At 56.7% G+C, this 12722-nt stretch carries 12 protein-coding genes; 7 read left to right on the top strand and 5 right to left on the bottom strand.

Features of this window, described 5'->3' with window-relative positions:
- Positions 1–18: 18 nt before the first annotated feature.
- The 5 genes from JHD77_RS20490 to JHD77_RS20470 form a co-directional block, all read right to left on the bottom strand.
- Positions 19–930: a glycosyltransferase family 2 protein gene (locus tag JHD77_RS20490; RefSeq protein WP_003089226.1), complete on the bottom strand. Its 912-nt coding sequence runs from the start codon at positions 928–930 to the stop codon at positions 19–21.
- A complete protein-coding gene (locus JHD77_RS20485; protein ID WP_003113717.1) occupies positions 930–2396 on the bottom strand; it encodes a mannose-1-phosphate guanylyltransferase/mannose-6-phosphate isomerase in 1467 nt (488 codons plus the stop codon). Before JHD77_RS20485 ends, JHD77_RS20490 begins: the two co-directional genes overlap by 1 nt.
- On the bottom strand, positions 2396–3832 hold the full coding sequence (locus JHD77_RS20480) for an undecaprenyl-phosphate glucose phosphotransferase (protein ID WP_003111160.1): 1437 nt from the start codon (positions 3830–3832) through the stop codon (positions 2396–2398). Before JHD77_RS20480 ends, JHD77_RS20485 begins: the two co-directional genes overlap by 1 nt.
- A 531-nt stretch (positions 3833–4363) precedes the next feature.
- A complete protein-coding gene (locus tag JHD77_RS20475; protein ID WP_003089218.1) occupies positions 4364–4960 on the bottom strand; it encodes a transglycosylase SLT domain-containing protein in 597 nt (198 codons plus the stop codon).
- A 117-nt stretch (positions 4961–5077) separates the two neighbouring features.
- Positions 5078–5797: an MOSC domain-containing protein gene (locus tag JHD77_RS20470; RefSeq protein WP_003117249.1), complete on the bottom strand. Its 720-nt coding sequence runs from the start codon at positions 5795–5797 to the stop codon at positions 5078–5080.
- Positions 5798–6738: 941 nt separating this feature from the next.
- Between JHD77_RS20470 and JHD77_RS20465 the strand changes: the two genes are divergently transcribed.
- The 7 genes from JHD77_RS20465 to JHD77_RS20435 all read left to right on the top strand — a co-directional run bounded on the left by JHD77_RS20465 (position 6739) and on the right by JHD77_RS20435 (position 12619).
- Entirely contained in the window at positions 6739–7950 is a 1212-nt protein-coding gene (locus tag JHD77_RS20465) for a serine hydrolase domain-containing protein (protein ID WP_003113715.1), read from the top strand.
- 8 nt (positions 7951–7958) lie between these two features.
- The gene (vqsM, locus tag JHD77_RS20460; protein WP_003113714.1) at positions 7959–8936 is read left to right on the top strand and encodes an HTH-type transcriptional regulator VqsM; all 978 of its coding nucleotides are present in this window, start codon (positions 7959–7961) and stop codon (positions 8934–8936) included.
- A 34-nt stretch (positions 8937–8970) separates the two neighbouring features.
- On the top strand, positions 8971–9471 hold the full coding sequence (locus JHD77_RS20455) for a hypothetical protein (protein ID WP_003124674.1): 501 nt from the start codon (positions 8971–8973) through the stop codon (positions 9469–9471).
- 43 nt (positions 9472–9514) lie between these two features.
- Complete coding sequence (locus JHD77_RS20450; protein WP_003115932.1) at positions 9515–9931, top strand: hypothetical protein; 417 nt, start codon at positions 9515–9517, stop codon at positions 9929–9931.
- 248 nt (positions 9932–10179) lie between these two features.
- Positions 10180–10908 carry a hypothetical protein gene (locus JHD77_RS20445; RefSeq protein ID WP_010895605.1) on the top strand — a complete coding sequence of 243 codons (729 nt, stop codon included), beginning with the start codon at positions 10180–10182 and terminating at the stop codon, positions 10906–10908.
- Positions 10909–10940: 32 nt separating this feature from the next.
- Positions 10941–11960 carry a pesticin C-terminus-like muramidase gene (locus JHD77_RS20440; protein WP_019485419.1) on the top strand — a complete coding sequence of 340 codons (1020 nt, stop codon included), beginning with the start codon at positions 10941–10943 and terminating at the stop codon, positions 11958–11960.
- A gap of 11 nt (positions 11961–11971) precedes the next feature.
- Positions 11972–12619 carry a DUF3218 family protein gene (locus JHD77_RS20435; RefSeq protein WP_023088818.1) on the top strand — a complete coding sequence of 216 codons (648 nt, stop codon included), beginning with the start codon at positions 11972–11974 and terminating at the stop codon, positions 12617–12619.
- Positions 12620–12722 lie beyond the last annotated feature (103 nt).

Below are 12722 nucleotides of genomic sequence, written 5' to 3'. Positions count from 1 at the left end.
TCCTGTAGGTCATGATGTTCACTTCCAGTAGCCTGGAAACATGCTGATGCGGCGCTTGAGGGCGACCGGCAGGTGGCGTTCCAGCTGGCCAAGGCGGTAGCCGAGCAGCTTGAACGCGCTACGCAGCGCTATTTCAGGTACGCGATACAGGGCACCGGCGGCACGCAAGGCCTGTATCTCGGCGAGGACATAGCGCTTGCCCTCGCCACCCGCGCCGCCGAAGGCGGCACGTATCCAACGCTCGCGGCCGTAGAACACGCCGATGTCGAAATAGCGGCGGAACTCTTCCAGCAAGCGGTAATCGTGGGAATGGTAGACCTCGGCGCTGGCCGCGTAGCGCACCGCGTAGCCGGCCTGCAGCAGGCGCGCGGCGACGTAGGCGTCCTCGCTGCCGATGACGTCTTCGGGGAAGCCGCCGACGGCCGCCAGGGCGTCGCTGCGGTAGGCGGAGAACGAGTCGGAACTGAAGCAGGTCTTGATCCCCAGTTCCGAGGCGTCGGCCAGGCGCTTGCTGCGGCTTTCCGGCGGGTAGTTGAAGCGCCGCGCCTGGGCGCCGAGCAGGCCGGCGCCGGGGTGCGGCAACTGGCGGCCGTAGGCCACGCCGATGTCGGCCTCGGCATAGAGTTCGTCGAGCAGGTTGGCGAAACTGTCGGGCGAGGCGGGAATGGCGTCCTGGGTCAGGTAGATCAGCGCGTCGGCCTCGACCTGCTGGCTGGCCCAGCGCCGCGTCCCGCCGTGGTTGAAGCTGGCCGGCTCGATGACCTCGACCCGCGCGCCGAAGGCGCGGAAGCGCTCCACCGTGTCGTCGCTGGAGCGGCTGTCCACCACCAGGATGCTGTCCGGCTGCCGCCGTTGCGCGGCCAGGGCCGGCAGCAGCCGGTCCAGGTGCGCGCCGGCGTTGCGCGTGGGAATGACCAGGGCGCAGCGCATCAGGCTTTCTTCTCGTCGCTGGCGGGGGCGCGACCGTAGATGTCGTTGAAGCGGACGATGTCGTCCTCGCCGAGGTACTCGCCGCTCTGTACCTCGATCATCACCAGGTCGATGATCCCCGGATTGCTCAGGCGGTGGCTATGCCCGGCGGGGATGAAGGTGGATTCGTTGGTGTTGAGGAGAAACTCGCGCTCGCCGTTCTCCACCAGCGCCATGCCGCTGACCACGATCCAGTGCTCGCTGCGATGGTGGTGCATCTGCAACGACAGCGAAGCCTTGGGGCGCACCACGATGCGCTTGATCTTGAAGCGGCGGCCTTCCTCGAGCACGGTGTAGGTGCCCCAGGGCCGGCTGACCGTGCGGTGCAGGCGGAAGGCGTCGTGGCCGCGACGCTTGAGTTCCTGGGCGACGAACTTGACGTCCTGGCTGCGCGCCGCGTCGGCCACCAGCAGGGCGTCGGGGGTGTCGACGATGATCAGGTCGTGCACGCCGACGGCGCCGACCAGGCGCTTCGGCGAATCGATGTAGCAGTTGCTGACGTCGTGCAGCACGCTCTCGCCGCGTACCTGGTTGCCGTTCTCGTCCGCCGCGCTGAGTTCGCGCAGCGCCTGCCAGGAGCCGATGTCGCTCCAGCCGATGGAGCAGGGCACCACGGCGACCTTGTCCGAGCGCTCCATCAGCGCGTAGTCGACGGAGATGTCCGGCGCCTCGGCGAAGGCCCCGGCGGCCAGCTCGCGCTGGCGGCACTGGCCGTTCTCCAGGCTGCTGCCGTCGGCCAGGGCGGCGCGGGCGGCGATCAGCACCTCCGGCGCGTGGCGCTCCAGTTCCTGCAACACGGTGGCGGCCTGGAAGCAGAACATGCCGGCGTTCCACAGGTACTTGCCGCTGTCCAGGTAGGACTGGGCGGTGGCCTGGTCGGGTTTCTCGACGAAGCGCGCGACCCGGAAGCCGTTGCCCAGCGGGGCGCCCTGTTCGATATAGCCGAAGCCGGTCTCGGCGCGCTCCGGGGTGATGCCGAAGGTCACCAGGTAGCCTTGGGCCGCGAGTCCGCGAGCCTCGGCCACCGCCGCGGCGAAGGCCTGCTCGTCGCGGATCAGGTGGTCGGCGGGAAGGATCAGCAACTGCGCCTGGTCGCCGAAGTGCTCCTGCACATGCAGCGCGGCGGCGGCGATGGCCGGCGCGGTATTGCGTCCCACCGGCTCCAGCAGCAGGTCCTGGGCCAGGCCGCTGCGGTTGACCGCGCGGTAGTCGTCCAGGGTGCGGAACAGCAGGTCGCGGTTGGTCACCGTGAGCAGGCGGGCGACGTCCGGCAGCCCGGCGATACGCAGGAAGGTCTTCTGCAACAGGCTCTGGTCATCGGCCAGGCGCATGAAGGGTTTCGGCATGCTCTCCCGGGAAACCGGCCACAGGCGGGTCCCGGAACCGCCGGAAACGATGCAGGGGATCAGCGGGGCGACGGCGTTCATCAGTAGACTTCCTTGGTCAGGAGTACGGCTGGCACCGTACGGAACAGGATGTAGAGGTCGAACCACACCGACCACTTGGCGATGTATTCGAGGTCGTATTCCACGCGTTTCTTGATCTTGTGCAGGGTGTCGGTCTCACCCCGGTAGCCGTTGATCTGCGCCCAGCCGGTGATGCCGGGCTTGACCCGGTGGCGCGAGCTGTATTCGCTGACCGCCTCCTCGAAGGGAATGCCGGCGGCCTTGGTCGCGGTGGCGTGGGGGCGCGGGCCGACCATCGACATGCTGCCGGCGAGCACGTTGAACAGCTGCGGCAGCTCGTCGATGCTGGTCTTGCGGATGAAGCGGCCGACCCGGGTGATGCGGTCGTCGTCGCGGGTGGTCTGGCGTTCGGCGTTGGCGTCGGTCCTTTCCGTGTACATCGAGCGGAACTTGAAGACCCAGATCAGCCGGTTGTTGTAGCCGTAGCGTTTCTGCCGGAACAGCACAGGCCCCTTGGAGTCGAGCCTGATCGCCAGGGCCACCAGGGCCATCAGCGGGGCGAAGAGGACCAGCGCGATGCTCGCCAGGACCAGGTCCTCGCAGCGCTTGATCAGCGGCGACCAGCCGCGCAGCGGCAGCTCGGACGCGTTGAACATGGGGATTCCGGAAACGTCGACGATGCGGTTGTGGGCATGCCGGAAGGCAGCCATGTCCGGCACCAGCAGGACGTTCACCGGCAATTGCCGCAGGCGGTGGACGATGGCGCCGATGCGCCCCTCGGCGAACCAGGGCAGGGCGACCAGCACCTGGTCGACCTGTTCCTGGCGGATCAGCTTCTCCAGGTCCTTGGTGTTGCCCAGCAGCGGCAGCGAGTTGTAGTTCTCCGGGACCCGCTCGGAGCGGTCGTCGATGAAGCCGATGATGCCGGAGCGGATGTCGTGGTTGCGTACCAGGTATTCGGCCAGGTGCATGCCGCTCTCGGTGAAGCCGAGGATCACCGTGCGTTGCAGGTACATGCCGCGTTTCATCCAGGCCCGGTACAGGCGCAGCACCAGCAGGCGCTGCACGCCGAACAGCAGCAGGCTGCCGGTGAACCAGAAGATCACCAGCTTGCTGCTGAGGTAGGGAAACAGGCCCAGGCCCTGGTACATGAACAACAGCAGGCAGAACGCCGAGGCCCAGGCGAAGAACATGATGCGGAAGCGCAGGCGGTTGCTGAAGATATCGTCGGAGTAGACGTCCAGTGCCTGGAACATGATCACCGTGAGCGCGCCGAAGAACAGCAGCAGCCCGAGCATGTTGCTGCGCAGCTCCACGGGAACCAGGCCGGGGTAGTACAGCAGGAACAGCGCCGGGGCGATGGCGGTGAGCGCGTGTACCAGCTTGGTCGCGACCAGGAAGTACTCGATGAATCCAGCCCGTGTCAGCGACAGGCTATCTACCGACTTCGAATGCATGTTGTTTGCTCTGCCGATCACGGGCAGTCCATTGAGTGGATAGGGAAGAGCAAGGCGGTGAAGCGTCAATTTAGTGACTATTTTTCATTTGCCACGCGGTTTAGTCATTTTCCCGTCGAATAGGTTCATTCGTCGATAGTGGCTTTGTGATAGCTATCTTAGCATTCCCAGGGAAATATCCGTAGTCTGGGTAAGTTTTTTTAGTCAATTTATTGACGTATTTCTGGCGCCAAACTTTTATCCAAACAGTAGACGAGGAAATCTGACGCCGCCAATCCGCGAGCGCTCTGGCCTGGGAAGCGAAGCGGGGTGAAAGGTGAGGGCAGGCCGCTCGGCCAGGTGGCCAGCCGCCGGTTCGACGACCCGCCTGTTCACTGGCGCTGCGGGCTGCCTGGGCAGGATGCGCCTGCGGTTCCATGACGCAGGTTGGCCGTTCGAGCGTGCCGGTCCGACCTGGGGGGCTTGGCGGACGTTGTCCGTTGCCCTCGTCGAAGGCGGAATAGGTTCGGGCCTGCGGCGTGCGCGGACGGGCTACCAGAACCAGCCGCCGCGCGACAGTTCCTGCTGGCAACTGCGGTACTGGGCGCCGAACAGCGAGGCGCGGGACTGGACCTTCTGCGAGACGTTCTTCAGCCATGGCTTGGCGTCGTAGCTGCGGTTGCGGTAGCCGCCCCAGCCCTCGTGGTAGTTCAGGTACTGGCCGTAGGCGTCCCACTTGGAGACGCCGTTGACCCGCTGGCTCTTCTGGATGTACCAGCCCATGAAGTCCAGGGCGTCGGCGAAGTCGTCGCGGCTGGCGCCCCAGCCGCCGGCCTCGCGCTTGTAGTCGGCCCAGGTCTCGTCCTTGGCCTGGGCGTAGCCGTAGGCGGAGCTGACCCGGCCCCAGGGGATGAAACCGAGGAAGTAGTAGCGCGGCGGCAGGGCGTCATGCTTGAAGGAGGATTCCTGGTACATCATCGCCATCGGCACCTGGACCGGCGCGCCCCAGCGCTGCTGCATCTTCAGCGCCGCCTCGTGCCATTTCGGTTTTTCGCGGAAGATCTCGCAGAGGTTGTCGGGATTGGCGGGGGGCTTGGTGGCGCAGCCGGCAAGAGCCAGGAGCAGGGCCGGCATCGAGAGCCGCAGCATGAAAGGGGTCCTTTGGCAGACGTCTGGGTCGCTTAACGCTGGCGCTTTATACCCGCTTTCCGGCACTCCATGCATCCCCAGGCCGATTCCCTGCCTGCGGGGGGCGTCGGCGCTTCCTCAGGTCGGCCTGGGCGTCTCGGCCTGGCCGGGGGCTCCCTCCAGGCGCGGCCCCCAGTCCTCGACCTGGCCTTTTTCCAGGCGCCGCTCCAGGGTGCGCCGCCAGGATGGCGTCAGCGGCAGCGCCAGGCACTGGCGCAGCAGCTCGGCGTCGGCCCGCCTGTCGAACAGCACCTCGGACAGGCGCAACAACGACCAGTCCGGATGGCGCCGTTCGACCAGTTGCAGGATATCGCCAGCCGCCACCACGCCTTCCTCCAGCACCCGGTAGTACCAGCCGGTGCGCCCGGACTCCTGCACCCTCAGGGACATCCCGGCGACCTCGAAGCGGTCGTTGAGCTTCCAGCAGGGCATGCGCCCCTGGGACACCTCCAGCAGCGCGGTGCCGGCCCGCACGCGGTCGCCGAGGCAGACGTCGGCTTCGCTCCAGCCGCTGGTGCTGAAGTTCTCGCCGAAGGCGCCCGCCTGCATCAGCAGGGGGTGTTCGCCCAGTTCGGCGATCCAGGCGGCGTAGTGTTCGCGTGGGTAATGGTGGATCGCTTTCTCGACGCCGCCATGGACGCGCAGGTCGCCCTGTTCGTCGCCCTCCAGGCCGACGGGGGTGACCCTGAGCGCACCGTCGCGCGGAGACTTGGCGATGCCGCTGCGCGAGCCGGGGCGGGTGAAGGGCCGGGCGCGGCCGGTGAGAAGGGCATCCAGGGGTAGGGCAGGCAGGGGCATGGGAGGGTTCTCTAAGATGCAAGATAGTATCGACTAAACACAATATAGAGTCCGCCAAGCCTTCGCCCGCTGTCAAGCCGCCAGACCCTCCGGATGCGTCGATAACCTCGGTGGGCGGGGAGACCCCAGGACCTAGCTGAGCTGGCCGTGGGATTCTGAAGCTCGTCAAGAATCTTGGCGTAATGGTCACGCTGGCTTGCACGCTACGGTGCTTACGACATTACTTTGCGTACGGAACCTAGCGCAGAAGTAACACAAGATAAGTGTTAAATCGATATCTCCAAGCATGAAATGGATTTTCGAATCTATAAATTGTAGCGAATACCTCTAGTCGACTCATCTACGATAGTTACAATCTGGACGACAAGTCATTAGTACTCTCCACGGGGTGTTTAATGAAATAAAAGCGCAGATAAGACATGGTGCCGCTAAGGACCTGCCGAAGAGGGTGTCCGAAAATATCCGGCATTTGTCCGAAGATACTCTAGCAAAAAGATGCTTCATACTGGTTTTATCAGCTTTCGGGCTAGTAGTACGCATGAGGCGGCGGATGGAAATAATGAAAAAGACTGAATCTATCCTGTTGCTGATCCTCCGGGATATGCGGCGATGTTGGGTCTTGTTTATTGCGGGCGTCTATTGATGAGTCTGCCGATTCATCCAAGGGCGATATCGATCATGCTGCAGTGTTTCGTGTTGCTAAATTGAAAGCATAGTCCAAGGGAGGCGGATACCTTCGCGACTCAGATAATAGTAGTGCATGGCATGCGTGCGGAGTAGTGTTAAGCGAGTTAAAATTAAATATCAGTAGATGGTGAAATGCCTTGATCTTCACCTTTAAGAGAAAAGTCCTTAAGGACTTAACCTTGCTCCACTACCGGATAGTCACTGGCTGTTAGCTGGGTCGAGACGAGCTAGCACAAACTGAGAGATCGACAAGAATGATAAATAAGAGAAATGCTATTTTCCTCTCAATGATTCTCATCTTTTTTAGCATCGCCTGCATTGGTAGTGCAGGTGTGAGAGTGTGGAATTTTTACACTTTGTTTGACTCGGGGAAAATTGCTGAAAATTTTCGAGCAATGCCGAGACTGTTTAACTCGGTCCCAATAAAGAAGAGCGGAGCGGCTCATTTTTTTGAAAAAAACCTCAGGGATATGCCTGGCTCATTTAGCTTTCAAGGTCACGAGATTGGCTTTAAAGACTGGTTGGCGAGCAGCAATACCACCGGCCTTATAGTTCTCAGTGACGATCGCATTGCCTTTGAGGAATACTACCTGGGCAATAGTGCGAAAAGCCTTGCTATTGGCTGGTCGCTAAGCAAATCACTAATGTCCCTCTTGATTGGAATGGCAGTTGATGAAGGATCAATACACAGTCTGCTAGATCCTGTGAACCTGTACGCCCCACAGCTTTCTGCTGGCGGATATGCGGGTGTTTCTTTGAGAGATGTGCTTGAGATGTCATCAGGAATAGCTTTCAGTGAGGACTACGGGAATTCGGACTCCGATATCAACCAGCTAGGTAGGACTATAGCGCTTGGCGGATCAGTAAATGAAAAAGTGAGTTCATTGAGAAGAGAAGATGCCCCGGGGAGAGTGCACCACTACGTTAGCGTAGATACCCAGGTGCTTGGTATGGTCTTATTGGGCGCGACTGGTATGGGCCCCTCACAGTTTATGAATCAAAGACTTTGGCCCCAACTGGGTGCCGAATGTGAAGGTGCTTGGTTAACAGACGATCGGGGCACAGAGCTAGCATTCGGTGGGGTGAACCTTTGCCTAAGAGACTTTGCACGCATTGGTCTATTATTTCTTCATGGCGGTCGCAGCCTGACTGGAAGTCAAATTGTAAGTGCTGAGTGGGTCAAGGCATCAACCAAACCTCGGAGTGCTCACTTGCGTCCTGGACGTTACATAGAGGATGGTGAGCCAAATCTTGGGTATGGTTACCAGTGGTGGATTCCAGAAGGCAAAGAAGGGGAGTTCTTGGCTATCGGAGTGTACGGGCAGTTTATTTATGTAAATCCACTTAGGCGTGTGGTGATTGCAAAGACCTCCGCGTATGTCGACTACAACGTTGACGGCATCCGTATGGAGCATGAGGCACTTGCAGCGTTCAGGGCTATATCAAGAACAGTAGGGGTGAGGTGAATATAGACATGGTGACCGAACACATATTTGATTTTGAATGGCGCCCTCTGCAGAACTATCTTCGTGATCGTGATATCGCAATACCACCCTTTGCGGCAGAACAAGAGTCAAGAAGTGACGCACTTTACAACTGGATAGTCAGCAAGGGGTATTCAGGAAAAGAAGGACTGAATCTTGGAACTTATTACCATATATCTGATTATGGCGTGATAGGATTGGCGTTGCTATGTGCCGAGAACGTAGGTGATATTTTGAAAGTCATCAGGGCCTATGTCAAGTTGTTCAATCGTGATATAGCTAATGTTGGCGTCAAGCCTAGGGAGAATTACGAAGTAGAAATCCATATTTCAGTTAACTTTAAGCCAGAGTGGAATGACGCATCCCGTCAGTTTCATGTAAATGTTATAGCCTCTGCAACCTACAAGCTCATTATGGATCTGTTAGGTAATGACTTTCCCATCTCTGCATTGACAGTGCCTGTGCACGGCGCAGATAAAACAATATATGAAGGTTTCTTTTCTTTGCCTGTGAAGCATGAAGGAAATGACATAATATTTAGCTTTCCAGCTCATCAGTTGAATAGAACACTGGCGACTGCCAATCCGGCGGTATTTCAGTCGGCCCTGACTATGGCAGGTGAGAGTTTCAATGCTCTGTTGGAAGTAGAGATGGGAGGGCTCCGTCAGCGAATCGAGTTATTCCTTGATTCCATACCAGATCAATACCCTAGCTTGGTGACTACCGCAAAGTATTTACGCATGAATGAGCGGACGGTAAGACGTCGCTTGGCGGACGAGGGCTGCACTTATCGCCAGATTGTAGATAAGGCCCGCAAAGAACGAGCAATTGCACTGCTACTGAATTCATCGATACCAGTTGATCGTATTAGCGATATTCTGGGGTACTCGGAAACAGCGAGTTTTAGACATGCATTCAGACGTTGGACCGGGCAGTCTACTACAGAATTCAGAAACAGTTTCCACTGATCTATCTAGTTTGAGATTGGGCAAGGAGCATCTTATGAATTTCAATAATCGTAATAATCAGATTCTGTCTATGATTGCCGAGACTCAGTTCGATGCTTACGTTTTGGGCTATATTGCGAAGGCGCGGACAATCTCGATTGCTGATGATTCCCTTCGCATTGAGGCCGAAGGATCAGCAATGCTTGCTGGACTAATTAGCGACTCATGCAGGAAGCGTCGAACTCAAAAGAATCCATTTCCATATCTGCTACTTCAGATTGCGCACGAAGCCTTGGATCGAATCAGGCTTAATCTCGCAAATATTCGTAATATATCTAGCGCTGATGCATTGTATAAAGAGCTGCTTAGTCAGGCTGCGTGGGACGCCTCAGTTGCTATGGATAATATATCGGAATTTGTCGAGCCAGATCAGGGTGGCGTCAGAGTAATCGAGCGACTTGTCGAGTTTGCACATAATTCGGGTATTGCAGAAGGTCAAAACCTGGCGCTGGAAGCTCTTGCAGTTCTTGGCTTAGACGTCAAGAGTCATTTTTAGATACTAAAATAAAAGACTGCCTCTTTTTCAAGGAGGAAGAGCGTTGAGGATAGTTTGCCTATTGGTATTGCTGAGTCTGATCGGCGGCTGCTCCCATTCAGTCACTTTGCAGGAGCGAGCAGAGCAAGAGGCCATTTTTATCCAGGAATTCCGCCAGGAATTCGCCAAGAGGCTTCGTTACCCGCTGTTCGCACCGGGAGATGAGATCCCCGAGGCCGATGTTATGGTGTTTTTCCGCTTCGCAAGCTCGTCGGGGCGCATAAGCAGTTGCCGGGTACAGTACGGCGCGGGGAATGATAAGAGCCGCAGTACGCTCGATGAAGTCTTCGCCAAGCGCGTGATAGCCACCTGCCGCGAGCCCGATCTACCGGTTGCTCCGCCGGCGCTGCTGGATGGTGGCGGAGGTTTCAGCTTCAAGCAGAGAGTGATGTTTCGCAAGGAAGTGGAACGCCTCAGGTGAGCAGCGTTCAGCGTCTAGGGTCGTTGCCGCAACTTTTTCCAGCTCATGCTCAATGACGTCTAAACTTTAGTGATGTTGAACATGAAGTGCTGGTAAAACAGAATGACTCTTACAAGTCTGCTTGTGTTTTTTGGGCGGACTAGCCTGCTCGACGGAACTTATAGATCAGTCGATCTGACCAGCAAAAAAACCATCCTATATGGGATCACCCAGCGCCCCACCTAGCTGCTTTCATGCAGGGCATAAACATGAAGCTCAAAAGCATTAGCATTTTTGCCATACTCACCCTTTACTACAATATCACTCTTTGTGTCGCTGAAGAACCAAAGAGCTACTTCCCTCCTGGGGATTACTATAGGACTGGAAATAGTGGGCTGCTGACGATATCTCCGTTATTCGAAGGACTTCAAAAGTTTCGGATACGAAGCACTGGACACAATGCACATGCTTGCGGATTGAATGGAACTATAGAGTCAGGTCATGTGCAGGTCGACGTCCGTGGCATCGGCGATATGTCGTGCGATGTCGTTTTCAAACTGAATGATGACAGAATTACCATAGAGAAAGGAGCCGCAAGCAGGGACTGTCAGGGCTTCTGCGGGGCGGCAGCAGGTTTTACTGGTACGTATTGGAAGCCTTCCCCAATCTGCGAGCCCGCCTCTATAAGATTCAACGACAAGCAAGTGAAGAAAGCACTGAAGAATAACGAGACAGAGAAGGCCTACTGGATTTCTCGAAAACTGATAACAGAGTGTAGGGATATGTTTGAAGGTTTTGGTTATCTCTCTCGTGTTTTTCATACGGCACATCTCTCCTTGTCTGCCAAAAACCACCAATGCAAGAAGATACTAGAGAAGGGCAGCTTCTTCAGAGACCTGAAGCGAGAGTATTTGCCGGAAAAAATGCAAAATGAATATGATAAGTATTCTACTGAGTTCAATCGTCTAGAAAGCGAGTGCGAACAGTCAATGAAATAACAAATTGGCTTCACTAAGCAGAGGAGACTAAGGTGGATAGAGAATTGGATCAGACCCTTCAGCGCAATCTGGAGCGGCTATACAATTACCTAGAAAATCCAGAACGAGAGGAGGCACAGCGTGTTCTGCTCGCAGCGGAACCAGAGCCTATCCGAATTACTCACGGAATTCCTGACCTCTATACCGACTGGCTGTCATCCCCCAGCTACTCAGCACAAGGTGGGTTGACGGGGCAACTGACGCAGGTCATAAGCCAGACTGCCGGGCGGCCCGTTCTAGTCTTCGACGACTACTTCAAGGTTCATGAGGTCACTATTCGTACGGTCGCCGAAACCGGAGGAGCCAACAGTATTTCGGTGAGCGACCTCCAGGTGCAATTGAACCAGCAGATCAATACCTTTATCCAAGACCGCATCGATGGTGACAAAGCCGATAAGGTCAGCCGCCTCCAGTCCAATATTTCCTATCTGATTGAAATGGGTATTAATATCGATTTCACCGCCCGTCATGAGCTTCCTCCTGGTGGGCGAGGCAACAGAGCTACTATTCCGACCTCTGACCCCAACGGTGAATCAGGTGTAACGATTGGCTATGGCTTCGATGTCGGCCAGCACGATGAATCCGGCATTCAGGCTCTGAACATTGCTGAATCCACGCGCAAAAAAATTCGCCCCGCCCTCGGCTTGAAAGGAGCGAACACCGCGACCTTCCAGGCATTAGCCCAACTCATCCCGGTACTCACAGATGAAGACGGGCTGTCCCTCTTTACCGCCAAGATGATCAAGGTCACTGATCGGATGAAGGTGAAGTTCCAGCAGTGGAGCACCTTACCTCCGGCGGTCAAAACCATAGTGACAGACCTGTATTACCACTATGGTGAGTATTCCTCGTTCCCAAACTTTGAGACTGCTATTTCCCAGAGCGACTGGCCAGCCGCCATTAGGGAGTTGAGGAACTGGAATGGTACTCCCAACAGTACCGATCCGAGCGATGGCATAGCCAGGCGATTGAACAATCGCGCGGACTATCTCCAACGATCCCTGGGACTCTAGAGGTGGCGACGATGGCCGAGATCAATATCTACCAGAATCCTGGTCAATCCCTGGCTAATATCTATAAGGGTTTTGCCCGTCAATGCAATCCTGGCTTTGTCTTCCCCGAAGCACAGACTATAGAGGCATGGGACATTCCGCTGAGGCTACACCCGGAATTCATTCCGGGCGGAGACATCAGCAAAGCGGACCAGCAATACTCGACGTTGCTTGCCCAGGAAATAGCCAACGGCGTAACCATTGGTTTCAGGATGGTTAATGAAAAGGAACGTGTTTGCAACGTTGAGATACTTCCTTTGCTCACCTCCATGGCGCAGAATCTTGATCGAATAAAAGCCCGTTTCGGCAGTGGATATCTTGACCGCTTCAAGGGCAGTCCGAACGTCTATCCAACCGACGTTGGTTTCTCTACGGATGCATCCGGAGGCATTTCGCAGGAATCCGGACTACTGGTTACCTACGGTGTGAATCTGAGGACACTGACTCCTGGTACTTGGCAGGCAATGACGCTCCCTGAGGATATCAAAGCGTTAGTCGGACCTGGTGTTGGTTTACGTCTGGACGCTCCCAACTTCAGCGACGTATTCAATACGATCAAATCGGGTCTCCGCTATACGACCGCAGTAGCCTTGCTGCTGGCCTATTTCGCAGCGATCTAGTGTTATCTGGCCCTCTCCTTCGATAAAGAGGGCCAGATAAAAAATTATCACGCCCGCTAAATAATATGTGGATACCATCGTCCTTAATTCCGGAACTCGGAGA

Origin of the sequence: Pseudomonas sp. P20 (assembly GCF_016463925.1) — a bacterium.
Taxonomy (GTDB): domain Bacteria; phylum Pseudomonadota; class Gammaproteobacteria; order Pseudomonadales; family Pseudomonadaceae; genus Pseudomonas; species Pseudomonas aeruginosa.
This window is presented reverse-complemented; position numbering and strand designations above follow the sequence as displayed.

What these genes read in the sequence shown, in the direction of transcription:
- JHD77_RS20445 (WP_010895605.1), top strand. Translation starts at nt 10,180, where the DNA reads ATGAAGCTCAAAAGCATTAGCATTTTTGCCATACTCACCCTTTACTAC.
- JHD77_RS20490 (WP_003089226.1), bottom strand. Translation starts at nt 930, where the DNA reads ATGCGCTGCGCCCTGGTCATTCCCACGCGCAACGCCGGCGCGCACCTG.
- JHD77_RS20435 (WP_023088818.1), top strand. Translation starts at nt 11,972, where the DNA reads ATGGCCGAGATCAATATCTACCAGAATCCTGGTCAATCCCTGGCTAAT.
- JHD77_RS20470 (WP_003117249.1), bottom strand. Translation starts at nt 5,797, where the DNA reads ATGCCCCTGCCTGCCCTACCCCTGGATGCCCTTCTCACCGGCCGCGCC.
- vqsM (WP_003113714.1), top strand. Translation starts at nt 7,959, where the DNA reads ATGGTGACCGAACACATATTTGATTTTGAATGGCGCCCTCTGCAGAAC.
- JHD77_RS20465 (WP_003113715.1), top strand. Translation starts at nt 6,739, where the DNA reads ATGATAAATAAGAGAAATGCTATTTTCCTCTCAATGATTCTCATCTTT.
- JHD77_RS20455 (WP_003124674.1), top strand. Translation starts at nt 8,971, where the DNA reads ATGAATTTCAATAATCGTAATAATCAGATTCTGTCTATGATTGCCGAG.
- JHD77_RS20480 (WP_003111160.1), bottom strand. Translation starts at nt 3,832, where the DNA reads ATGCATTCGAAGTCGGTAGATAGCCTGTCGCTGACACGGGCTGGATTC.
- JHD77_RS20485 (WP_003113717.1), bottom strand. Translation starts at nt 2,396, where the DNA reads ATGAACGCCGTCGCCCCGCTGATCCCCTGCATCGTTTCCGGCGGTTCC.
- JHD77_RS20475 (WP_003089218.1), bottom strand. Translation starts at nt 4,960, where the DNA reads ATGCTGCGGCTCTCGATGCCGGCCCTGCTCCTGGCTCTTGCCGGCTGC.